Origin of the sequence: Streptomyces griseicoloratus, assembly GCF_014534645.1 — a bacterium.
GTDB lineage: Bacteria > Actinomycetota > Actinomycetes > Streptomycetales > Streptomycetaceae > Streptomyces > Streptomyces griseicoloratus.
In genome coordinates, this window is record NZ_JACVQF010000211.1 from 1 (window position 1) to 23,043 (window position 23,043).

Consider the following 23,043-nt stretch of genomic DNA (forward strand, 5'->3'; position numbering starts at 1 on the left):
CTCCGCAGCCGCGGTGGCCTTGCGGGTGCGGCGGGGCTTGGCCTCGGTGACCTCGGCGACCTCAGCGGTCTCCGCCGTGGCCGCCGGCTTCCGCGTACGGCGCGGCTTCGTCTCCGCCGGTTCCGGTGCCGACTCGGTCACGCCCTCAGCCGTGTCGACCGCCGTCTCGGCGGCGGCCGCGGCCTTGCGTGTCCGGCGACGCGGCTTCTCCGCGGGAGCCTCCGCCGCCGGGGCCTCGGCCTCGACGGCCACCGCCGGCTCCGTGACCTCCGGCTCGGCCGACGGGACGGCCTGCTGCGGGGAGCTAGCCGGCTCGGCCGACTTGCGGGTGCGGGTGCGGCGGCGCGGCTTCGCCGGCGTCTCGGCGGTCCCGGTGGCCTCGGCCACCTCGGCGACCGGGGCGGCCTCCAGAGCCGTACCCTCCGCCGTCGCCACTGCGGCTGCGGCAGCCTCCGTGGCGTCCTGCGCCGGGGAGTCCGCGGTCGCCGCGGTCAGCGGCTGCCGGGCCGGCTCGCCGGAACGCGTGCGGCGCCGGCGGCGCAGGGTGCGGGGGCCCTTGGCGGCCTCCGCGTCCGTGCCGTTCTCCGCGGCGCCACCGGTCACGGCCTCGGGGGCCGTGGCGCCGGCGTCCACCGGAGTCCCGCCGCGCATACGGCGACGGCGGCGCGGCGTACGGGGCGAGCGCTCGCGGTCGTCGGAACGGGACTCGTCCCGTCCGCCCCGGCCGCCGCGCCCGCGCCGGTCGCGCGTGCCCGGCTCGCCCAGGTCCTCCAGCTCCTCCGCCGCCAGTCCGGCGCGGGTGCGCGCCGACCGGGGCAGCACGCCCTTGGTGCCCTCGGGGATGCCGAGGTCGGAGAAGAGGTGCGGGGAGGTGGAGTACGTCTCCGGCGGGTCGTTGAAGTCCAGCTCCAGCGCCTTGTTGATCAGCTGCCAGCGCGGAATGTCGTCCCAGTCGACCAGCGTGATCGCCGTACCCTTGGCGCCCGCGCGGCCGGTGCGGCCGATGCGGTGCAGGTACGTCTTCTCCTCTTCCGGCGACTGGTAGTTGATGACGTGCGTCACACCCTCGACGTCGATGCCGCGGGCGGCGACGTCGGTGCAGACGAGCACGTCCACCTTGCCGTTGCGGAAGGCGCGCAGCGCCTGCTCGCGGGCGCCCTGGCCCAGATCGCCGTGGACCGCGCCGGAGGCGAACCCGCGGCGCTGCAGCTGCTCGGCGATGTCGGCGGCCGTGCGCTTGGTGCGGCAGAAGATCATCGCCAGTCCGCGGCCCTCGGCCTGGAGGATGCGGGCGACCATCTCCGGCTTGTCCATGGAGTGCGCGCGGTAGACGAACTGCTTGATGTTCGCGACCGTCGCGCCCTCGTCGTCCGGCGCGGTGGCGCGGATGTGGGTCGGCTGCGACATGTAGCGGCGGGCCAGTCCGATGACCGCACCCGGCATGGTGGCCGAGAACAGCATGGTCTGGCGCCGGGCCGGGAGCATGTTGATGATCTTCTCGACGTCGGGCAGGAAGCCCAGGTCGAGCATCTCGTCGGCCTCGTCGAGGACCAGGCACTTGACATGCTTGAGGTCGAGCTTCTTCTGGCCCGCCAGGTCCAGCAGCCGGCCCGGGGTGCCGACGACCACGTCGACGCCGTGCTTGAGGGCCTCGACCTGGGGCTCGTAGGCCCGGCCGCCGTAGATCGCGGTGACGCGCACGTTGCGCACCTTGCCCGCGGTGAGCAGGTCGTTGGTGACCTGGGTGCACAGCTCGCGCGTCGGCACGACGACGAGGGCCTGCGGGGCGTCGGTCAGGGACTCGGGAGCGGCGCGGCCGGCCTCGACGTCGGCGGGGACGGTGACGCGCTCGAGGAGCGGAAGGCCGAAGCCCAGCGTCTTGCCGGTGCCGGTCTTGGCCTGGCCGATGACGTCCGTGCCCGAGAGGGCCACGGGAAGCGTCATCTCCTGGATGGGGAAGGGATTGACAATGCCGACGGCCTCCAGGGCCTCGGCGGTCTCGGGGAGGATCCCGAGGGATCGGAACGTCGTAGTCAGGGTGCTGCCTCTTCTGTGTGCGCGGTGCGAGGCGAGCGCGGGGGTCGTGCCAGACCGTGCCGGGGACGTCGGCTGCCTTACGGTCGAGCCGTAGGACACGGGACCTCTGCCGACGCTCTAGCGCTCGTACCGCTGAGGGTGTCCCTCCGGGATTCCGTACGCACTGTGCCGTACGGACGAGAGGGCTGTCGGGTCGGAGCCGATCGGGCCACCGACCGGGCATCCTCATGCGTGCGGCCCGACGAGGATGTCACGTACCCGTACGTCACATACTCGGCAGGCGCATTACCACCATACCCCGGATTCGCGCACACGCGATGGCCGATTTGGTCAGGTAGTCGTCGTCACACTGACTGACCAGGACCTTACGGCCGGCGGCGGGCGGGCTATTGTGCGCTGCATGACGAGCTCTGACAAGCCTGGCAACTCCGCAGACGCCCCCGCCGTACACACCGGAGTCGCCGCCCGGGACTGGGCGACGGCCTCCGCCGACCCGCAGTATCGTGCCGCGGTCGTGGACCTGCTCGGCGCGCTCGCGTACGGCGAGCTGGCGGCGTTCGAGCGGCTCGCGGAGGACGCCAAACTGGCGCCGACGCTGGCGGACAAGGCGGAGCTGGCGAAGATGGCCTCGGCGGAGTTCCACCATTTCGAGCGACTGCGCGACCGGCTCGCCGGGATCGGTGAGGAGCCGACGGCGGCGATGGAGCCGTTCGTGGCGGCCTTCGCCGGCTTCCACAAGCAGACGGCTCCCTCGGACTGGCTGGAGGGGCTCGTCAAGGCGTATGTCGGCGACTCCATCGCCAGCGACTTCTACCGCGAGGTGGCGGCCCGCCTCGACACCGACACCCGCGAGCTGGTGCTGGCCGTGCTCGACGACACCGGCCACGCCGGCTTCGCCGTGGAGAAGGTGCGGGCGGCGATCGACGCGGACCCGCGCGTGGGCGGGCGCCTGGCGCTGTGGGCGCGGCGGCTGATGGGCGAGGCCCTGTCACAGTCCCAGCGGGTCGTCGCCGACCGGGACGCGCTGTCGACGATGCTCGTGGGCGGCGTCGCGGACGGCTTCGACCTCGCGGAGGTCGGCAAGATGTTCTCCCGGATCACCGAGGCGCACACCAAGCGGATGGCGGCGCTGGGCCTGGCGGCCTAGAGCCGTACCGGCCGGACACCGGACGGCAACGGGCGGAAACGGGCGGAGCCGGGGCTCACCGGCGGCGCCGCCACCGCCGGCCGGTCAGGCGGTCGCCGATCGGCGCCGGAGTCTTCCCGCCGGGCGCAGCAGCAGCGACAGCGAGGCGGCGGAGACGGCGGCAGCGCCCACCAGGTTCGGCAGGAGGCTGTCGGCGCCGAGCGCGCTGTGTGTGAGGAACGCCCCGAAGAGGGCCCCGGCGACACCCGTCGGCAGCACCAGGACACGGGCCGGCAGCCGGTGCGGCAGCCGGTGGGCGGCGGCCCATGCCAGGGCGAGGCCGAGGATCGCGGCGCTGAGCGCTTCCAAGAGCATGTCGGGGGTCCCTCCCACATGGCCGGCCTGCCCGGAACGGTCGTACCCGTCTTACCCCTGACCTGCGGAATGCAATCCTCCCCGCGGGTCGCTTGCCGTACACGAAGGGCCCGGCGGTCCGTGACCGCCGGGCCCCTCCCGTGCACGTCCGGCTACAGCGCGCCGAAGCCCACCTTGCGCGGGGCCGGCTCGCCGATCTCGACATACGCGAGGCGGTCGGCCGGGACCAGGATCTTGCGGCCGTGTTCGTCCACGAGGCTGAGCAGCTGCGACTTGCCGGCCAGGGCCTCGGACACCACGCGCTCGACCTCCTCGGCACTCTGACCGCTCTCCAGAACGATCTCGCGGGGCGCGTGCTGCACGCCGATCTTGACCTCCACGGCTATGTCCCTCCGACGGTCAGTGAAGTGCGCGATCTTCCGCGCCGTACCCAGCACACATTAGCCCGGTGAGGGGACGTACACGCTGCGCAGGAGAACGCCAGGAGCGAACAGCCGGCGGGAACAACACCGGCAGGTGCGGCTCCGGAGGTCAGTGCTGCTGGTCGTTGCCGTGCAGCGGGAAGCCGGCGATGCCGCGCCAGGCCAGCGACGCCAGCAGCTGGACGGCCTGGTCGCGCGGCACGCTGCGGTCGCTGTGCAGCCAGGAACGGGCCACCACCTGGGCGAGGCCGCCCAGACCGGAGGCCAGCAGCATCGACTCGGCGCGTGAGAGCCCGGTGTCCTCGGCGATCACGTCGCAGATGGCCTCGGCACACTCGTTGGTGACCTTGTCCACGCGCTCGCGCACGGCGGGCTCGTTGGTCAGGTCCGACTCGAAGACCAGCCGGAAGGCACCGCCGTCGTCCTCGACGTACGCGAAGTAGGCGTCCATGGTCGCCCGGACGCGCTGCTTGTTGTCGGTCGTCGACGCGAGCGCGTTCCGTACGGACTGGATCAGGGCCTCGCAGTGCTGGTCCAGCAGCGCGAGGTAGAGGTCGAGCTTGCCCGGAAAGTGCTGGTAGAGCACCGGCTTGCTGACGCCGGCCCGCTCGGCGATGTCGTCCATCGCGGCCGCGTGGTAGCCCTGCGCCACGAACACTTCCTGTGCGGCGCCCAGCAGCTGGTTCCGTCGGGCACGGCGGGGAAGGCGTGTGCCCCGCGGGCGTACCGCCTCTGTCTGCTCGATGGCTGTCACGCCGCCTCCCAAAGTCGTCCACGTGCGGTGTGCGCCGCGCCGCCATCGTACTTTTCGGTAACCGTGGTGTGCGCGGTGCGAGCGCAGAATTTCACGGACCGGACGGTGACGAAAGCCGCGCAATAGGTTTCAAATGGTCTCAGGCCGGGCAAAAATTGGCCTCTCTCCAGATGGGCGGCACCTTTCGGCAGCCGCCGCGGCCCCCTGGCTCAGCGGTAGTCGTCCTCGTCGAGGGCGACGACCCTCGCCTGTTCCGCCAGGTCGGCCTCGCTGGCACGGTCCGGTTCGACGCCGGTCAGCGAGTCGTCGCGGTCCGGCGCGATGTCCGCGTGCTGCTCGGCGGCGTCGGCCGTGGGGGCCTCGACGTCGAATTCCTCGGCTTCCTGGACTTCGTCGTCCTCGAAGGTCTCGGGGTCGGTGGGGTCGACGGCCATGCTGGGCTCCCTTCCTACGAACGTCCCCGGACATGCAGGGGCCACAAGCGGGTGCCCTCTGTACGAGCCTAGGAGACACCCGATCCGGACGCCATGCGATCCGCGTCCGTTCCGTGACGCAGAGCTGCGGCGGCACCGGGTACCCGGCTCGGCCGCACACCCACACCCGGTTCCGGTGCCGGTTTCCGGTCCGGCGTACTCCTGGTCCCGGCCGCAGCGCCGGTCCGGCCGGCTCGGCGGCTCCCGGCTCTGCCGTTGTGACGGCGAACACACGGGCCGCCGCGTGATCGTCTCGTAACATTGCGGCATGTCTTCGACCGAGCTGCCGTTCGTGCCGCCCGCCAACGTGCTGCCGAAGGTGGCGGCCGTCAAGCTCGCCGAGGGCGAACGGCTCAGGTCGGTCCGCCTGCCGGGCATGACGCTGACGGTGCGTTCGAGGCGGCCGGCGCGACCGGGGCTGCCGCCCGCGCTGTACGTCCACGGCCTCGGCGGTTCCTCCCAGAACTGGTCGGCGCTGATGCCGCTGCTGGACGACGTCGTCGACAGCGAGGCCCTCGACCTGCCGGGCTTCGGCGACTCCCCGCCGCCGGACGACGGCAACTACTCGGTCACGGGACACGCCCGGGCGGTGATCCGCCACCTGGACGCGGCCGGGCGAGGCCCGGTGCACCTGTTCGGCAACTCGCTCGGCGGCGCCATCGCCACCCGCGTCGCCGCGGTGCGGCCGGACCTGGTGCGCACCCTGACCCTCGTGTCGCCCGCGCTGCCGGAGATCCGCGTGCAGCGCAGCGCCGTGCCGACGGGGCTGCTGGCGCTGCCCGGAGTGGCGTCGCTGTTCACGCGCATGACCCGGGAGTGGACGGCGGAGCAGCGGGTCCGCGGGGTCATGGCGCTGTGCTACGGCGACCCCGGAAGGGTGACGCCGGAAGGATTCCGCAACGCGGTGGAGGAGATGGAGCGGCGGCTTCAACTCCCGTATTTCTGGGACGCGATGGCGCGCTCGGCGCGCGGGATCGTCAACGCCTACACCGTCGGCGGCCAGCACGGGCTGTGGCGTCAGGCCGAACGGGTTCTCGCGCCGACGCTGCTGGTCTACGGTGGTCGGGACCAACTCGTCGGCTACCGCATGGCGCAGCGCGCCGCCCGCGCCTTCCGTGACTCCAGGCTGCTGACCCTGCCGGACGCGGGGCACGTGGCGATGATGGAATATCCCGAGAGCGTGGCCACCGCGTTCCGTGAACTCCTCGCGGAAACCGGGCGGTCGGGAGTCGCCAGGGACGGCGGGAGCGGCGAGGGTCACGGGATTCACGACAGCAGGGACCATCGGGCCGTGGACGACGAGCCCGCCGACGAGAGCACAGGAGGCTGAGGCGCGACGTGGGACGCCACAGCCGCCGCGGGCCGGCCCCGAAGGGCGACACCGCGGAGACCGCCGCAGTACGCCCCGGGCGGCCGGGCGGCCGACGCATGCCGGTGCCGCCGACGGCGGAGCAGATGCCACCGGGCGGTGGCGGGCCGGGCGGGCCCTCGGGGTACCCGGGACTCCCGGGGTACCCGGGCGGCCGCCTGCCGGACGGGACGCCTGTGCGTGGTGTTCCTCGTCTGCCCGACGGGACACTTGCGGGCGGAATTCCGGGAACTGACGGGGTGCCTTCCCGCGGCGGTCCGGGGCGGTCTGAGGGTTCGTCGGCTCGCGGCGATGGTCTTCTGGCTGACGGGACCCCTGCCCACGGCGTCCCGAGGGCGGCTGACGGCACTCCCGCACGCGGTGTGCCGCAGGTTCGCGGGGGACACCCCGAGCAGCGTGAACCCGGGGGCGGCTGGGGCGAGTTGCGGGGACGGGCGACCGGTGTCGGATTCGGTCCCCCGCCGGGGGCGCCCGGCGCTCCCGCGCAGCCCGGCCGGCCCGCGGGGTCCGGGGCGCCCTTCCCGCGGCAGCGGCAGGCTCCCTCCTACGGCCCGCGCCAGGAGTACCTGGACGCCTTCGGCGAGGACGACGTCTTCACGCCCCGCAGCTCCCGTCGCCCGACCGTCTCGGAGCCGGCAGCCGACCCGTACGCCTCGGTCACCGACTGGAACGCCGGCGACGTCACCGGCGGTACCGCCTACGCCGTCGGCACGGACGCCGTCGACGCGCCGCCCACCGGTGCGCCCGCGCCGGCCAAGGGCGGCAAGGGGCGTACCTTCACCGGAATCGCGGCCGCCGCCGTCACCACCGTGCTGGCGGTCGTCGTGGCCGGTCAGGTCGCCGACGGGCGGGCCGGCGGGGACACGCGATCGCAGTCCGCCGGCGATCCGGCGCGCGATGTCCATGACTCCGCCTCCCGGGCGGACGACCGGCCGACGCCTTCCCCGCCCGGTGCCTCGGCACCGCTCACCTACGAGCAGAAGATGGGCAAGACGTACCCGCTCGGCGCCGAACTCAAGGGCTCGGGGCGGTTCGACGCGGTCCCCGGCATCGACAAGGCACCGGGCACCGGCCAGAAGTACACCTACCGTGTGGACATCGAGCAGGGGCTCGGACTCGACGGCGAACTCTTCGCGCAGGCCGTGCAGAAGACCCTCAACGACGACCGGAGCTGGGCGCACAACGGTGCCCGCACGTTCGAACGCATCCACTCCGGGCAGCCCGACTTCGTGATCACGCTCGCCAGCCCCGGCACCACCGCCGAATGGTGCGCCAAGTCCGGGCTGGACACCACCGTGGACAACGTGTCCTGCGACTCCGCCGCCACCGAGCGCGTGATGATCAACGCCTACCGGTGGGCCCAGGGCGCGGAGCCGTACGGCGACCAGATCCACGCCTACCGGCAGATGCTGATCAACCACGAGGTCGGCCACCGCCTCGGCTTCAACCACGTCACCTGCGACAAGGACGGCGAACTCGCCCCGGTCATGCAGCAGCAGACCAAGTTCGTCGACCACGACGGGATCGACTGCCGCCCCAACCCCTGGGCGTACCCCGGGGAGTGAGCCCGCGGCCCGGGGCCGGCGTGCGGGTGACGCTTGGTGATCGTCTGATCCCTTAGCGCGACGGAACGCGCCCCGCACGGGAAAGTTACGACCGTTCACCCCTTTTGGTGGTGCGATGGACAACCGTCCATCGCACCACCGCCTTGTCCGCATACGTTCGTCCCGCTGCGAGTCGCCGGGGCCAACGGCGGCTCTCCATACGGGAGATCGGGGGTGCGCGCATGCGCATCGGACTGCTTACGGAGGGTGGCTATCCGTACGTGAGCGGTGACGCCAGGCTCTGGTGCGACCGGCTCGTGCGCGGGCTCGAGCAGCACGAGTTCGACGTCTACGCGCTCAGTCGCAGCGAGCTGCAGGAGGGCGAGGGATGGGTGCCGCTGCCGCCGCAGGTCAGTCGGGTGCGCACCGCGCCCCTGTGGGGCACCGAGGACGACGGGGTCGTGTACGGGCGGCGCGCACGCCGGCGCTTCGCCGAGTGCTACGGCGAACTCGCCACCGCCCTGAGCCGGATCTCCGCCGGTGATCCGTCCGGTGCGCCGGAGGAAGCGTCCGCCGCCGAGGCGGACCGTTTCGCCAGTGCCCTGTACGGTCTCGCCGAACTGGCCCGCGACGAGGGCGGCCTGGCGGGCGCACTCCGCTCCGAGACCGCCGTGGGCGCACTGGAACGCGCCTGTCGTGCGCCCGGAGCCCAGCGGTCCGCCCGCGAGGCCCGCGTCCCCGACCTGCTCGCCGTGGCCGCGCGCCTCGAACGCGCCCTGCGCCCCCTGTCCCTCGACTGGTACGAGGACGACGGACTCGGTGCGGTCGACCTCTGCCACGCGGCCTCCGGCGGTACGGCCGCCCTGCCGGGTCTGCTCGCCCGGCACTTCTTCGACGTACCCCTGCTGGTGACCGAGTACGGCGTGCGGTTGCGGGCCCACTACCTGACGGCGCCCGACGCCACGCCCGCCGTACGGGCCCTGCTCGCCGCGTTCCACGGCCGGCTCGCCGCCGAGATCTACCGGCGGGCCGCCGTGATCACACCCGGCAACGCACACGCCCGCCGCTGGCAGGAGCGGTGCGGAGCCGATCGCGCCAAGCTCCGCACGGTCTACCCGGGCATGGACCCGGCCCCCTTCGCGGAGGCGGGGGAGAACCCGGGGTGTGCCGACCCCGGCACCCTCCTCTGGGTCGGCCGTGTCGAGCCCGCCAAGGACCTCGTCTCCCTGCTGCACGCGTTCGCCGAGGTCCGCAAGGAGGAGCCCGGGACGCGTCTGAGGATCGTAGGCGCCCCGTCCGGCCCCGAGGGCGCGGCCTACCTGGCCCACTGCAAGGGCCTGGCCGCGCAGCTCTTCCCCGACGAGGCCGACGGTCCGCATGCCGTCGGGGACAATCCGGTGTCCTTCGAGGACGTCGGAGGCCCGGAGCTCCCCTCCCGCGCCGACGCGTACGCCTCGGGCGCCGTGGTCGTCCTCGCCAGCGTCGTCGAGGGATTCCCGGTCGGATTGGTCGAGGCCATGTTCTGCGGTCGCGCGACGGTGTCCACGGACGTCGGAGCCGTGACCGAGGTCATCGGCGGTACGGGGCTCGTCGTGCCCCCGCGCAACCCGCGGGCGCTCGCGGAGGCGTGCGTGACCCTGCTGCGCGACCCCGAACGCCGTGAGCGGCTGGGCGCCGCCGCGCGTGCCCGCGCCTTCGAGCTGTTCACCGTCGAGCAGAACGTCGCGGCCTTCCACGGCATTTACCTGGAGATCCTGTCGCGGACACCGGTACGCCGAGTCGTCCTCGACGACGCGGGAGAGCCCCTTCCGTTCGCCGCCCCCGCCGAGGCCCACGTCCCCGGCCGCTGGACCGGCCCCGCGAGTCGTGTCGTGGCCCGGGGCGGACCCGGCTGGGCGACGGACAACCCCGTCCGGGCCGGCCACGCCACCGAGGGAGCGGCTCGATGAGCGGCCTGGGCGAACTGGACCGCCCCGCGACCCCGAACAGCCCCGGCGCCTGGGACGAGCGCTCGCGGGAGTGCCTGGACACCGGAGATCCCGGTGCCGCGACGCCCTTCGACGCGCCGGACGGCGACGGGCACCCCGGCCCGACCACGGCGGACGGCGGACTCGCGGTCGACGGGCTAGCGGCTGACGGCCGTGCGGTCGGCGGGCTTGCGGTCGGCGGGCTTGCGGTCGACGGGCTCGCGGACGGCGGACTCGCGGTCGACGGCGACGCAGGCGCGGCCCTCGGCGGCGCGCGGGCCGACGTGAGGGCCGGCCTGAGGTCGCCCGGTGGCGCACCCGCGGGCGGCCGACAGGCCCTCGCCGCCCGCCGGGCCGCCGGGGACCCGGTGAAGGCCCTGATGCACCGCCACCGCGAACTGTGCGAGCGGGCCGTGGACCCCCTGGAGATCGCGGCGGGCCTGGAGGCGCACGGCATCACCGACCGGACCGCCGCCCGCTTCCGCCACCGGGACGTCTTCTCCCTCGCGGAGGAGATGTACGCCCGCATCCCGCGCGACGGCGACACCGCCCCGCGACCCCCGGCCCCGGCGACACCTCCGGGCCGTGCCGCCTGGATCGTCCTCACCCTGCTGCCCGGCACGCTGTGCGCCGCCGCCGTGGCCGGACTGCGCCTGACCGACGGCCGGCCGCGCCTGGTCGCCGCCGCCCTCGGCACCCTCGCGGTGGCCCTCGCCCTGCGCGCGGCACTGCGCCGGGGCCCGCTGAGCGCCGCCACCCACACCGGTGGCATCCGGACCTGCTGGCTCGTGGGCTACGCCCTCCTCGGTGACGGACTGCTCCGCGCCGCCCTCACCGGAGGCCCGGACGGCCTGCCCGACGGCACGGCCGGCGACCCCTGGCCCCTCACCGCAGCCCCCGTCCTGGCCCTCGCCCTGGCCTGCGCGCCCGCGGCCTGGAGCGCCCACCTGTTCGCCGCGGGCGCCCGCCGCAAACTGGCCGCCAGCCGCGGCCTGACCGACTTCTCGGCCTCCGTACGCCCCTTGTTGTTCGGCACCTTCGCCCTGTTCCTGGGCGCCCTGGCGATCCTCCTCGCCGTGACCGGCGCGGCCCTCGACGAGCCCGCCGCCTACCCCCAGGCCCTCACCCTGGGCGCCCTCCTGCTGCTCGCCCGTCTCCTCGCCGTCCACGGATTCGGCCACGCCCCGACCCTCCTCCTCACCGCCACGGCGGCGGCCGAGGCGACCGCCGTGGCCACCGTCTTCGCCGGCCGGCTCCCCGGCTGCGATCTCCTGGCCGTCCCCGTGGAAACCCTCGTCACCGCCTGGGGCCCGGCCGCCGTCCCCACCACGGCCTGCGGCATCGGGGCCCTGGTCCTCCTGTTCCACGCGGCACGACGCCTGACCACCGCCTCGGCCCACGCACCGACCGAGACCCCGACATGACCGCGCGCTCCCCGCACCCGGCCGGACGCCGGGCGCCACGCACCCAAGCACCATCCCCTGAAGGAGAACCCCTGATGAGCACCTCCCGACCCGACTCCTCGGTCCCGGGAGCCGCCCGATGAGAGTCCTGCTGATCGGAGCCAACGGCTACCTCGGCCGCTTCGTCGCCGACCGTCTGCTCGCCGACCCGGCCGTCCAGCTCACCGCTCTCGGCCGCGGCGACGACGCCGACGTCCGCTTCGACCTCGCGACCGGCAGCCCGGGAGCCCTCACCCGCTTCCTCGACGCCGTCCACCCCGGCGTCGTCGTCAACTGCGCCGGCGCCACACGAGGCGGCGCCCGTGAACTCACCCGCCACAACACCGTCGCCGTCGCCACCGTCTGCGAGGCCCTGCGCCGCAGCGCCTGCCACGCGCGTCTGGTGCAGATCGGCTGCAGCTCGGAGTACGGGCCGAGCCAGCCCGGCTCCTCCACCGCGGAGGACGCCGTGCCGCGCCCGGGCGGCCCGTACGGCGTCAGCAAGCTCGCCGCGACGGAACTCGTCCTCGGCTCCGGCCTGGACGCCGTCGTCCTCCGTGTCTTCTCGCCCGCCGGCCCCGGCACCCCCGCAGGTTCCCCGCTGGGCCGCCTCGCCGAGGCCATGCGCCGCGCGATGCAGTCCGGCGACGGAGAACTGAGGCTCGGCGGCCTCGGCGCCCAGCGCGACTTCGTCGACGTCCGCGATGTCGCCCGAGCCGTCCACGCCGCCTCCCTCTCCGCCGCGCAGGGCGTCATCAACATCGGCTCGGGCCGCGCCGTCCGGCTCCGCGACGCCGCCGCCACCCTCGCCCGCGTGGCCGGCTACGGCGGCGCCCTGCACGAGCTGGACACGCCGCCCGGCGCGCTGCGGCCGGCCATCGGCCACCCGCGGGCCGAAGCCGTCGGACACCGTGCCGAGGCCCTCGGTCTCCACCGCGCCGAGTCCTCCGGCCATCACCGGCCCGACCCCCTCGGACACCGCGGCGACGCCGAGCACGCGACGCCGGTCGCCTTCCCGTACCCGGACGGCTGCGGCAGCTGGCAGCAGGCCGATGTGCGCACCGCACGCGACCGGCTCGGCTGGCGGCCCCGGATCAATCTCGAAGAGTCCCTCGCCGACATCTGGATGGAGGCGGCATGCCGTATCTGACCGGGACCAGAGCGGGCGCTGCGAGCACCGACGTCCGCACCGGGTTCGGCGTCCCCGGCCTGGCCCACCCCCTTCTCGCCCCGGCCGAGTGGGCCACCCTCGTCGACCCGGCCACCCCCCTGCACTGGGTCGTCCTGAACGTCGCCGACGGCCCCGGCACCCAGCCCGACCCGCACTGCCTGGAGGCGGCCGGCCGGCTGCGCAACGCGGGCGTGCGCGTCCTCGGGCACCTCGACACCGCGTACGGGACGCGGTCCTTCGGCGAGCTGATCTCCGACGCGCACCGCTACATCGACTGGTACCGGGCCGACGGCTTCCTCCTGGACCGCTGCCCGTCCGGACGGGACGCGCTTCCCGAGATCCGCCGCACGGTCAGGACCCTGCGGGTCGTCCGTGAGGAGGCCCACATCGTCCTCGGCCACGGCACCCACCCGTATCCCGGTTATGCCGACAGCGCCGACCAGTTGGTCACCTTCTCGGGTGCGTGGAGCGACTACCGCTGGTCGCAGGCCGCGGAGTGGAGCGCCGACCACCCGCCCGAGCGCTTCTGCCACTTCGTGCACGGCGTCCCGCGCGGACACCTGGAGGAGGCGCTGCGCATCGCCCGCTGGCAGGGAGCAGCGACGATCTACTTCACCGACCGCACGGACGGCGGCGGCCGCGCCGACCCCTGGGAGACCATGCCCGGCTACTGGGACGACATTGTCTCGCGTGTCGGAACGGGTGTCTCGGAATGAAAAAGGCCGTGGCAGTGTTGCAGGGAGAACAACCGTAATGATTGACCGACCAACGGAGTCCCCGTGTCGCTGCCACCCCTGGTCGAGCCGGCCCCCGAGCTCACCGTAGACGAGGTCCGCAGGTACTCCCGCCACCTGATCATCCCCGACGTGGGGATGGACGGGCAGAAGCGGCTGAAGAACGCCAAGGTGCTCGCCGTGGGCGCGGGCGGCCTCGGCTCGCCGACCCTGATGTACCTGGCGGCAGCCGGTGTCGGCACCCTCGGCATCGTGGAGTTCGACGAGGTCGACGAGTCGAACCTGCAGCGCCAGGTCATCCACAGCCAGTCCGACGTCGGCCGCTCCAAGGCCGAGTCCGCCCGTGACACCATCAAGGGCATCAACCCGTACGTGAACGTGGTCCTTCACGAGGAGCGGCTCGAAGCCGACAACGTGATGGACATCTTCAGCCAGTACGACCTGATCGTCGACGGCACGGACAACTTCGCGACCCGCTACCTGGTCAACGACGCCTGCGTGCTGCTGAACAAGCCCTACGTCTGGGGCTCGATCTACCGCTTCGACGGCCAGGCGTCCGTCTTCTGGTCCGAGCACGGCCCCTGCTACCGCTGCCTCTACCCGGAGCCCCCGCCCCCCGGCATGGTCCCCTCCTGCGCCGAGGGCGGCGTCCTGGGCGTGCTGTGCGCGTCCATCGGCTCCATCCAGACCAACGAGGCCATCAAGCTCCTCGCGGGCATCGGCGAGCCGCTGGTCGGCCGCCTGATGATCTACGACGCCCTGGAGATGCAGTACCGCCAGGTCAAGGTCCGCAAGGACCCCAACTGCGCGGTCTGCGGCGAGAACCCGACCGTCACCGAGCTCATCGACTACGAGGCCTTCTGCGGCGTCGTCTCCGAGGAGGCCCAGGCGGCGGCGGCCGACTCCACGATCACTCCCAAGCAGCTCAAGGAGTGGATCGACGACGGTGAGAACATCGAGCTCATCGACGTCCGCGAGCCGAACGAGTTCGAGATCGTCTCCATCCCGGGCGCCCGGCTGATCCCGAAGAACGAGTTCCTCATGGGCAGCGCCCTGGAGAACCTCCCGCAGGACAAGAAGATCGTCTTGAACTGCAAGACGGGTGTCCGCAGTGCGGAAGTGCTGGCGGTCCTGAAGTCCGCCGGCTTCGCGGACGCCGTCCACGTCGGCGGCGGCGTGATCGGCTGGGTCAACCAGATCGAGCCGGAGAAGCCGGTCTACTGATCACCAGTCCGGCTGACCAGCGAGACTGACGAAGCCCACGGCCCTGACCAGCTCAGATGCCGTGGGCTTCTGTCGTTGCCGGTCGGTTGGCGTTCCGGTGACCTTGTGCCTGGCTGATCAGGACGCCCACAGCGGAGAGAACAAACCCGCACACGAAGGTCCGCGGCACCGCTGATGCGGACGTCTCGGGCCGAATCTAGACTGGCGAACGCATGAAAGGCCCCGAATTAGGGAGATGTGCACCATGTCCAAGCGAGGGAACAAGCGACGCGGCCGTAAGAAGAAGAAGGCCAACCACGGCAAGCGCCCCAACGCCTGACCAACCGAGCAGACGGCCGAGGGGTCCCGTGTCTTCGCCGCCCGGACTGAGGCGCAGGAGCTCTTGAAGCCTGGGCGCTTTTCCAGAGTTGGGCGGCGGGAGCTGATCAGCTCTCTGCTCCCGATTCTCCCGCGGGGCCGGCATCCTGGGCGAGGTAGCGCAGGGCGCGCATCACCGTGTCCGCCTCCTCGCCGTGCAATTCCCGGCTGGGTCCCCCGAGGGCGGCACCCCGGGCGGCGATGTCGCGCAGGGCCCGCAGCGTGGTGTCCGCCTCCTCGACCTGCAGTTGCCGGCTGGGCCCCGCCGCCTGGAGATCGCTTCCCATGGCAACGGAGATCGCTTCCCGGGCCGGGAGGAAAGCGATCGGGGCCGAGTACGTGGCCAGGTCGTTCACGCGGACCAGGCGCAGCTCGCTGGGTTCTGTCTCGAAGCCGGACAGGACCACTTCGGTGTTCTCGACGCGGCCCCGGGCGACCCAGTAAGGGGTGCTGCTGTTCCGCCAGAGTTCGAACGTCACGGGCTTCCCCTCTGCGGTGATGGTGATGGGTTCGGAGACCGGCAGACTGGCCGGAAGTCCCTCACCGGGGTGGCAGTAGTCCTCCAGAGCGTCCTCCAGGGCCTCGCTGGCCTTTGCATTGCCGGAGGAGGCGCTGAAAACCATGACGTGCTCGACCTGTGGATCATAGGACGCAGAGCCGAACCACAGACACACATGAATGTCGCCGGTGACTTGGTTGTCGCCGCCCCCCATGAACTGCCGTGATTCCGGCCAGTCGGCATCAACGGCGACGACCCTGAAGCCATCTGGCGATACAGGGGTGCCTTGATCGTCCATGGGATCTCCTTGTGCTCGTCCGTGATCAGGCATCGTGCCATGCACGAGACCGGGGCCAACGGGTTGGGCCTGGGCCGGTCGGTGCACCACCACTCTCACGGGACCGGTCTCACCAGGGTCTGACAGCGGAGCGCATGGGGCGCCTCTTTGTCTCGCGGCAAGAAATGCCCCATCTTGCCGCGACGCCAACTCTGCGAGGAAACCAGCGGGGTTGTGGGGGCGCTGCCCTGGGGCCGCGTAGGTGGCGTCTGTGAGCCGCTGCACGAGACGGATGGCTTCCTCGCGGCTCATGCAGCTTGGCTGTCGGGCTTCTGGCCGTGCTCCAGGTACACAAGGACCGCATTCTCCCGGGCCTCTGCCGCTGCGAGGATGCGTCGGGCCAGTCGTGGGATGGTGCGCTCGGCGATCTGCTCCAAGGTGAGGAACTCGAAGCTTCTCAGCTCGTCGGCCTGCAGCTCGATGCCGGCCAATTGCTCTCGGCTGAGCCGGCCGCCGTCGAAGAGGTACAGCACCTTGTCGCCCTCGGCCTCGTTCGGGGCCCAGTCGACCGCGAGGAGGCGTCCGATGGGCGGGGTGATCCCCAGCTCTTCGCGAACCTCGCGCACGGCAGCGTGAAGGGGTGATTCGCCGGCCTCGACGTAGCCGCCGGGGATGTCCCAGCAGTCCTTGTAAGTGGGCTCCACCATGAGGACGCGGTCCGCGTCGTCAAAGAAAAGCGCACCCGCCGCCATGCGCGGATGCGCCATCTTCGCTTCGTGTGCGTTCGCTGCCATGCAGCCGAGCGTATCCAGCTGAGACGACATGCAGCCTGTCGGCCAGATCCGTCATGTTCCGGCTGGGCCGGCCGGGCTGCCGTCGCACCCAGGTGAGCACCAGCTCGCGCGCCAGGTAGTGGCTCCGCACCTGTTCAGGGGCTCAGCTCTCTGCTTCGAGGACCTTCGCGAGCGCGTCATCCATCCGGTTGTACGCGCTGAGCGTCGCGCCACTTCGAGGTTGTGCCGCGTCCGGCGCTCAGTCGGCAGTCCTGCCGTGTCAATCCGCGGGCCCAGGTCGACGGCGACCTGTATGTCGTCGTCAGGAGCAGACCTTGCCGTCCTCCGGTACCGTCCCGTCCAGCAGGTAGGCGTTGACCGTGGAGTCGACGCAGTCGCTCCCGCTCCCGTACGCCCCGTGGCCCTCGCCCTTCCAGGTGAGCATCACCCCGACGTCCTTGCCGAGCTCGTCCGCCATCCTGCGCGCGCCCTCGTAGGGCGTGGCCGGGTCGCCGGTGTTGCCGACCACCAGGATCGGAGCCGCACCGGGTGCGCTCACCTCCGGCGTCTCGTGCTGTCCGGCGACCGGCCAGTCGTGGCACCAGCCGGCCGTGTCCCAGCCCAGGAACGCACCGAACACCGGCGAGATCTTCTCGAACCTGGGCAGCAGCTCCTTGGTCTCCTCGACCGTCGGCCGCTGCTTGTCGTCCAGGCACGATATGACCCGCTGCGAGTGGGTCGTCGTGCCGTAGCGACCGGAGGAGTCGCGCTCGTTGTAGCCGTCGGCGAGCGCCAGCAGCTCCGAACCGTCGCCCTCCTCCGCCGCCTCCAGCGCGCTCGTCAGGGCCGGCCATCCGTCCTTGCTGTACAGCGGCAGCACGATCCCGGTGAGCGCCAGGGTCTGCGTCAGCTTCCGCCCCGGCGAAGACGTCGGCAGGGGTTCGGAGTCGATCCGCTCCAGCAGGTCGGCGATCTTGCGCGAACCCTGCTCGGGGTCCTGCCCGGTGGACTCCAGGTAGTCGTCCAGGGCGCGCTGGAAGCCCCTGGTCTGGTTCTCGGCGTGGCCCATCGTGTCGGCGCCGGGGTCGACGACCGCGTCGAGGATCAGCCGTCCCACGTTCTTCGGGAACAGGTGGGCGTAGACACCGCCGAGTTCGGTGCCGTAGGAGATGCCGAAGTAGTGCATCTTCGCGTCACCCAGGACATGACGCATCAGGTCCATGTCCCGGGCGGTGTCGGTGGTCGACACGTGGGCCATCAGCTTTCCGGCGGCCTTCTCGCAGCCCTTGCCGAAGTCGGCGGCGTCCTTGAGGTACGCCTGCTCCTCGGCCGGGGTGTCGGGGGTGGCATCGACCGACTCGGCGGCCTGGATGTCCTCGTCCTCACGGCAGCGGACGCCCTCGCTGGCGGCCACGCCGCGCGGGTCCCAGCTCACCAGGTCGTACCGCTCGTGCAGCCGCGAGACGCTGTCGGCGTACGACGGCATCGTCGACACGCCCGAGCCGCCGGGTCCGCCGAAGTTGAACAGCAGGGAGCCGATGCGCCGGTCCCCGTCGGCCTTGTCGCGGATCATCGCGAGGCCGATCGTCTCGCCCTCCGGCTCCGCCCAGTCCAGCGGCACCTTGAGCGTGGCGCACTGCCAGTCGCCGCCCGGAGCGGGGGAGTCCGCGGTGCCCTTGCAGCGGCCCCAGTCGAGCCGCTGGGAGGCCAGTGACGCGGGCACCCCGGACGGGGCGACCGCCGACGGCCCCCTGCTGTCCGACCCCCGGTCGTCCTGGTCGTCTCCGGACGAGCCGCTGCTGCAGCCCGTGAGCAACGCGGCGGCGGCCATGAGAGCCGTCCACCGTACGAGCCGTGCCATGTGCATTCCCCCCTCGCGGGCCGTCCGCGCCGTGCGGCGGATGGCGGTCATGCCATGGTAGGCGGATCGCACAGCACCCGTTGCGGCCTGTGGATAACGCTCTGACCAGCGGCTCCCCGGTAATCGGGTCAGGAGCAGACGGTCCCGTCCGCCGGCGTCCTGCCGTCCAGCAGATAGCCGTGCACGGCGTCCTGCACGCACTTGTTCTTGCTGTCGTAGGCGCCGTGCCCCTGCCCCCGGTACGTCAGCTCGACTCCGACGCCCTTGCCCAGTGCGTCCGCCATCCGTCCCGCGCCCTCGTAGGGTGTGGCCGGGTCCCCGGTGTTGCCGATCACGAGGATCGGCGGGGCTCCGGGGGCGCTGACGTCGGGATGGGCCGCGGCTCCGGCCACCGGCCAGTCGGTGCAGCTCAGCATGCCCCAGGCGAGGTAGTCGCCGAACAGCGGGGACGCCTTCCTGAACTCGGGCAGCTTCCGCTCCACGTACGCCGTGTCGTACCGGGGCTTGTCGTCGGCGCAGTTGATGGCGACGTTGGCCGCGACGAGGTTGCTGTACTCGCCGTTCTCGCTGCGTCCGTTCAGGGCGTCCGACAGCGCCATGAGGACCCTGCCGTCGCCGTCGTACGCCTGCACCAGTCCCTCGGTGAGGTACTCCCAGAAGTCCTTCGAGTACAGCGCCTGCGCGATGCCGCTGGTCGCCGCGGTCTGGGTGAGTTCGCGGGGGCTGATGCCGGGGATCGGTCTGCGGTCCAGGTCCCGCAGCAGCCGGGCGATGCGGTTCTTGACGTCCTGCGCGCTGTCGCCGACGGGACAGTCCTCGACCTGCGACACGCAGTCCTCGGCGAAGTTGTCGAGGGCGAGCTGGAAGCCCTTCGCCTGTGCGAGCGAGCCCTCTTCGGCGGTCTGCGTCGGGTCGACGACCGCGTCGAACACGGCGCGGCCGACCTTCTCGGGGAAGAGGTGGGCGTAGACGCCGCCGAGTTCGGTGCCGTAGGAGATGCCGAAGTAGTACAGCTTGTCGTCGCCGAGGACCTGGCGCATGAGATCCATGTCGCGGGCGGCGTCGGTGGTGGCCACGTGCGGCAGCATCTGCCGGGAGTTCTTCTCGCAGGCCCCGTTGAACTTCTTGGTGTTGTCCACCAGCTCGGTGCGCTCGGCGGCGTCGTCGGGGGTGGCGTCCTGCTGGAAGTACGTGTCCAGCTGCTTGTCGTTCAGGCAGAGGACGGGGGCGCTGCGGCCGACTCCGCGCGGGTCGAAGCTGACCAGGTCGTAGCGGGTGCGCAGCTTCTCGTAGTCCGGGCCGAAGGCGGGCAGCGTGGTGACGCCCGAGCCTCCGGGGCCGCCGAAGTTGAAGACGAGCGAGCCGATCCGCCGGCTCGCGTCACCGCTGGTCCGCGCCCGGATCAACGCCAGGCCGATCGTGTCCCCCTTGGGGTCGTCCCAGTCGCGCGGGGCCTTCATCGTGGCGCACTGCCACGCGTCGCCGTCCGGCAGCGGGGAGGGAGCGGAGCCGCCGCCCTCGGCCTGGGACGGTGCCGGGCAGGCCGTCCAGCTGAGTTTCTGGTCCGCCAGGTCCGCGTCGCTCGCGGAGTCGCTGCGGCCGTCCGCCACCACGGCGGACAGGAGCAGGCCGGTGGCGATGGCGGAGGCGGTGAGTGCGACGGCACGCAGCCGGGCGGTATTCGGCATGCACCCATCGTGCGGCGGTGCGGTGCCGTGCGCTCGGGGCGGGAGCCGTACGAGGGAGGCGGGAGGCGCGGCCGGAACCGCTGGGGTGTCCGCGGGGCGTGGTCCGGGCCGCTACAGCGCCTCTTTCCTCGACAGGTGGTTGAAGGCCAGCCATCCCGGGAGCACCGGCAGCCACAGGGTGAGCAGGCGGAACAGCAGCACCGCAGGTGCGGCGACCTCCTTGGGCAGGCCCACGGCGATCAGGCCGACCGTCAGGGTGGCCTCCACCGCGCCCACGCCACCCGGTGTCGGTGCCGCCGACCCCAGCGCGTTGCCCGCGAGGAAGACGACGGCGACGCTGGCGATGCTGATCGACGTCGACTCGTCGCCGAACGCCCGGATCGAGGCGTCCAGGCACATCACGAAGCAGGCGGTGAGCAGCAGCATGCCGCCGATGCCGGTGACCAGCTTCTGCGGCCGCTGCAGCACGTCCAGCATGCGCGGCACGACGCCGGCGAAGAGCGACCGCACGCGCGTGACGACGAATTTCCGCAGGAAGGGCACCGAGGTGACGACCAGCACGAGCACCGCCACCGTCAGCAGACCCGCGATGACCGTCCGGGACGGCGACAGCGACGGCGTCTTCTCGGTGCCGGTCAGATAGCCGAAGGCCAGCAGCATCAGGATGTGGCAGCCGAGACCGAACAGCTGCGAGGCGCCGACGCTCGCCACCGCGAGCCCGGGCCGCACCCCCGCGCGCTGCAGGAAGCGCGTGTTCAGGGCGACGCCGCCGACCGCAGCCGGGGCGACGATCTTCACGAACGACCCGGCGACCTGCGCGGCCACGGTCCGCAGGAACGGCACCCGCTCGGGCACGAACCCCAGCAGGGCCATCGCCGCGGCGACGTAGCTCGCCGCCGAGAACAGCACCGCCGCGGCGACCCAGCCCCACTCGGCGTTCGAGATCAGCGGCCCGAACTCGATGTGGGTGAGCTGTGTCAGCAGGAAGTACGCGCCGATCGCACCGGCGATGAAGCTGATCAGCGTGCGTGGCCGGACCCGCTCCAGGCGGGCCGGCTCGACGGGGGCCTGTGGCCTGATCCGCAGCACCTCGTGCCGGATCTGCGTGAGCAGGTCCTCCTCGCGCGCCTCGTCCAGCGCCTCGTCCAGAGCCCGCTTCTCGGCCCGCTGCTCCGCGCGTACGGCCTTCTTGTCGGGCTTGTCGAGTACGACCCCGGCGTCCTCGCCGGCCGCCTCCAGCCGGCTCTGCCTGGCCTGCCGGGACGCCTCCAGGACCGCGTCCCGCTCGCGCTGGGCCCGTTCCCGGGCCAGCTTGCGCAGGGTCGCGCGCGTGGAGCGGCTGAGCGCGATGGGCTGGAGCATCGGCAGGCAGTCGGCCACGGCGTCGGGGCCGAGCACGCCCACCGCCGAGGCCACCGCGCGCTCGGCCCCCACCCGCAGGCCGAGCGTCACCAGGAGCTGCGAGATGTCCATGCGCAGCAGCAGGTCGCCGGCGGCGATCTCGCCGATGCGCAGCTCCGTGAGGATCACCGTGCCGGAACGATCCACCAGGATCGCGTCGCCGACCAGCCTGCGGTGCGCGATGCGCCGGGACTGCAGGGCCCGCACCTGCTCCCAGGTGCCGCGCAGCAGCTCGTCGGTGATCTCCTCGTCCGGCAGCGAGTCGAGGGTGCGTCCGCCGGTGTGTTCGTAGACGAGCATCACGGCGTCGGGACCCAGCTCGGACGTCGCGATCAGCTTGGGCGCGTTGGCGCCGGCGGCGATCGCCGCGTACGCGAGCAGCGCCTCCTGCTCCAGCGCCTGCCGCAGCGACTGCAGGCTGCTGCGGGTGGCGAATCCGCGCAGCGTCAGGTTGCGCCACGCGCGGTAGAAGAAGCCCTGCGCCTGCTGCTCCCGGTCCACCACCGTGACGTCCAGCGGCCGGCCGTCCTCCAGCGTGACGAAGTAGCGCCGGCCGCGGTCGCCGGTCTCGGTGGTGTCCGGGGTCACCTCCTCGCGCGAGGCGGTCACCGGGTGGAAGCCGACGGTCCGCAGGCCCGCCATCAGGGTCCGCCCGGTGGGGCGCACGTTGGGGGACCCGACCGCGTACAGCGTCCCGTAGGCCACGGACCAGCCGATCAGGACCGTCAGGATGATCGAGAACGGCGTCGTGTAGCCGGTGACGAGCATCGAGAAGGCGTCGAGGAGCAGCACGATCCACAGCACCGCGCGCCACCGTGGCCTGCGGGACATGCCGACGGCCGTCATGTAGGCGATGACGGGCGCGAGGTAGCCGTGCACCGGGTCGGTGAGGGCGTGGATGTCGCCGGGAGAGGGCTGGGTGAGCGCATCCTGGATGGAGCCGGGGGCCGCCTTGGCGACCCACAGGTCGGTGGCGAGGGTCACCCCGTGCGCGAGGACCGCGGCGAGCACGCCGTCGGCGATCCGCAGCCCGTCCCGTTTGATCAGGCGCTCGATCGCGAAGGCGACCGGCACCAGGAGGATCGCGATGCTGGAGGCCAGGCCCGCGATCTTGATCAGCAGGTCGGGTGCCTGCCCGGTGCCCTTGGTGATGTCCTGTTCGAGCCCCGAGGTGGTGCCGTGCGCGAACGCGGCGATGGCGAGCAGCACGCCGACGGCGAGCAGACCCACGGCGAGCCGCATGAGGTCGGAGGGCCGGTGCACGCGCGCGGGGAGCAGCGGTTCGTCGCCCTCCACCTCGTCGATGTGGGCGACGTCGGTGTGGTCCGCGGCCGGCGCCGGCCTGCCTCCGGACGCCCGCTCGCCGGTGTCTCCGGAGTCCTTGCCCTTCTGGTCACCGGTGCCAGGGCGCGACGAGCCGTCAGAGGTGCCCTCGCCGTCCTGGGGGTGCACACCCTGCTGTTTCATCGCCTCTTCTTGCTCTCGTATCACTGGTCACCGCCCGCACGATGGTGGCATGCCCCACCGACAGCCGGGCCCATCAGGGTGC

The 23,043-nt window shown here is 72.3% G+C and carries 19 protein-coding genes; 9 read left to right on the plus strand and 10 right to left on the minus strand.

Annotation, left to right across the window (positions count from 1 at the left end; translation table 11 throughout):
- Positions 1-1,944 (minus strand): DEAD/DEAH box helicase (locus H0H10_RS24525; RefSeq protein ID WP_223180371.1); only part of this gene is annotated, 1,944 nt, incomplete at its 3' end.
- A 493-nt stretch (positions 1,945-2,437) separates the two neighbouring features.
- Between H0H10_RS24525 and H0H10_RS24530 the strand changes: the two genes are divergently transcribed.
- Positions 2,438-3,184: a ferritin-like fold-containing protein gene (locus H0H10_RS24530; protein WP_188183265.1), complete on the plus strand. Its 747-nt coding sequence runs from the start codon at positions 2,438-2,440 to the stop codon at positions 3,182-3,184.
- A gap of 84 nt (positions 3,185-3,268) precedes the next feature.
- Here H0H10_RS24530 and H0H10_RS24535 read toward each other — a convergent pair whose 3' ends face one another.
- The 4 genes from H0H10_RS24535 to H0H10_RS24550 all read right to left on the minus strand — a co-directional run bounded on the left by H0H10_RS24535 (position 3,269) and on the right by H0H10_RS24550 (position 5,148).
- Entirely contained in the window at positions 3,269-3,538 is a 270-nt protein-coding gene (locus H0H10_RS24535) for a hypothetical protein (protein ID WP_188183266.1), read from the minus strand.
- Positions 3,539-3,690: 152 nt separating this feature from the next.
- Positions 3,691-3,918 carry a DUF3107 domain-containing protein gene (locus tag H0H10_RS24540; RefSeq protein WP_106412574.1) on the minus strand — a complete coding sequence of 76 codons (228 nt, stop codon included), beginning with the start codon at positions 3,916-3,918 and terminating at the stop codon, positions 3,691-3,693.
- A gap of 151 nt (positions 3,919-4,069) precedes the next feature.
- Positions 4,070-4,714, minus strand: a complete 645-nt coding sequence (locus tag H0H10_RS24545) for a TetR/AcrR family transcriptional regulator (protein ID WP_188183267.1) — start codon at positions 4,712-4,714, stop codon at positions 4,070-4,072.
- Between the two features lie 209 nt (positions 4,715-4,923).
- Positions 4,924-5,148, minus strand: coding sequence for an Rv3202a family protein (locus H0H10_RS24550; RefSeq protein ID WP_188183268.1), 225 nt, complete (start codon positions 5,146-5,148; stop codon positions 4,924-4,926).
- Positions 5,149-5,455: 307 nt separating this feature from the next.
- On the opposite strand from H0H10_RS24550, the gene H0H10_RS24555 reads away from it, so the two are divergent.
- From H0H10_RS24555 to H0H10_RS41305, 8 genes are all read left to right on the plus strand, one after another.
- Positions 5,456-6,517, plus strand: coding sequence for an alpha/beta fold hydrolase (locus H0H10_RS24555; protein ID WP_188183269.1), 1,062 nt, complete (start codon positions 5,456-5,458; stop codon positions 6,515-6,517).
- An 8-nt stretch (positions 6,518-6,525) separates the two neighbouring features.
- On the plus strand, positions 6,526-8,121 hold the full coding sequence (locus tag H0H10_RS24560; protein ID WP_309141884.1) for a DUF3152 domain-containing protein: 1,596 nt from the start codon (positions 6,526-6,528) through the stop codon (positions 8,119-8,121).
- Between the two features lie 221 nt (positions 8,122-8,342).
- Positions 8,343-10,049 (plus strand): DUF3492 domain-containing protein, encoded by a 1,707-nt coding sequence (locus H0H10_RS24565; protein ID WP_188183270.1) that lies wholly within the window; start codon positions 8,343-8,345, stop codon positions 10,047-10,049.
- Positions 10,046-11,491, plus strand: coding sequence for a hypothetical protein (locus H0H10_RS24570; protein ID WP_223180373.1), 1,446 nt, complete (start codon positions 10,046-10,048; stop codon positions 11,489-11,491). Before H0H10_RS24565 ends, H0H10_RS24570 begins: the two co-directional genes overlap by 4 nt.
- Before the next feature lie 118 nt (positions 11,492-11,609).
- The gene (locus tag H0H10_RS24575) at positions 11,610-12,659 is read left to right on the plus strand and encodes an SDR family oxidoreductase (protein ID WP_188183271.1); all 1,050 of its coding nucleotides are present in this window, start codon (positions 11,610-11,612) and stop codon (positions 12,657-12,659) included.
- Positions 12,647-13,396, plus strand: a complete 750-nt coding sequence (locus H0H10_RS24580) for a spherulation-specific family 4 protein (RefSeq protein ID WP_188183272.1) — start codon at positions 12,647-12,649, stop codon at positions 13,394-13,396. Before H0H10_RS24575 ends, H0H10_RS24580 begins: the two co-directional genes overlap by 13 nt.
- A gap of 63 nt (positions 13,397-13,459) precedes the next feature.
- Positions 13,460-14,638, plus strand: a complete 1,179-nt coding sequence (gene moeZ / locus H0H10_RS24585) for an adenylyltransferase/sulfurtransferase MoeZ (protein ID WP_188183273.1) — start codon at positions 13,460-13,462, stop codon at positions 14,636-14,638.
- Between the two features lie 244 nt (positions 14,639-14,882).
- Positions 14,883-14,957, plus strand: coding sequence for a 50S ribosomal protein bL37 (locus H0H10_RS41305; protein ID WP_109542219.1), 75 nt, complete (start codon positions 14,883-14,885; stop codon positions 14,955-14,957).
- Positions 14,958-15,063: 106 nt separating this feature from the next.
- On the opposite strand, the gene H0H10_RS24590 is transcribed toward H0H10_RS41305, so the two are convergent.
- From H0H10_RS24590 to H0H10_RS24610, 5 genes are all read right to left on the minus strand, one after another.
- Positions 15,064-15,792, minus strand: a complete 729-nt coding sequence (locus H0H10_RS24590; protein WP_188183274.1) for a hypothetical protein — start codon at positions 15,790-15,792, stop codon at positions 15,064-15,066.
- 287 nt (positions 15,793-16,079) lie between these two features.
- A complete protein-coding gene (locus H0H10_RS24595) occupies positions 16,080-16,565 on the minus strand; it encodes an NUDIX domain-containing protein (RefSeq protein ID WP_188183275.1) in 486 nt (161 codons plus the stop codon).
- A 301-nt stretch (positions 16,566-16,866) separates the two neighbouring features.
- On the minus strand, positions 16,867-18,405 hold the full coding sequence (locus H0H10_RS24600; protein ID WP_188183417.1) for an alpha/beta hydrolase: 1,539 nt from the start codon (positions 18,403-18,405) through the stop codon (positions 16,867-16,869).
- Positions 18,406-18,533: 128 nt separating this feature from the next.
- Positions 18,534-20,093 carry an alpha/beta hydrolase gene (locus H0H10_RS24605; protein ID WP_188183276.1) on the minus strand — a complete coding sequence of 520 codons (1,560 nt, stop codon included), beginning with the start codon at positions 20,091-20,093 and terminating at the stop codon, positions 18,534-18,536.
- Between the two features lie 111 nt (positions 20,094-20,204).
- Positions 20,205-22,961, minus strand: coding sequence for a lysylphosphatidylglycerol synthase domain-containing protein (locus tag H0H10_RS24610; RefSeq protein ID WP_188183277.1), 2,757 nt, complete (start codon positions 22,959-22,961; stop codon positions 20,205-20,207).
- Between the last annotated feature and the right edge of the window lie 82 nt (positions 22,962-23,043).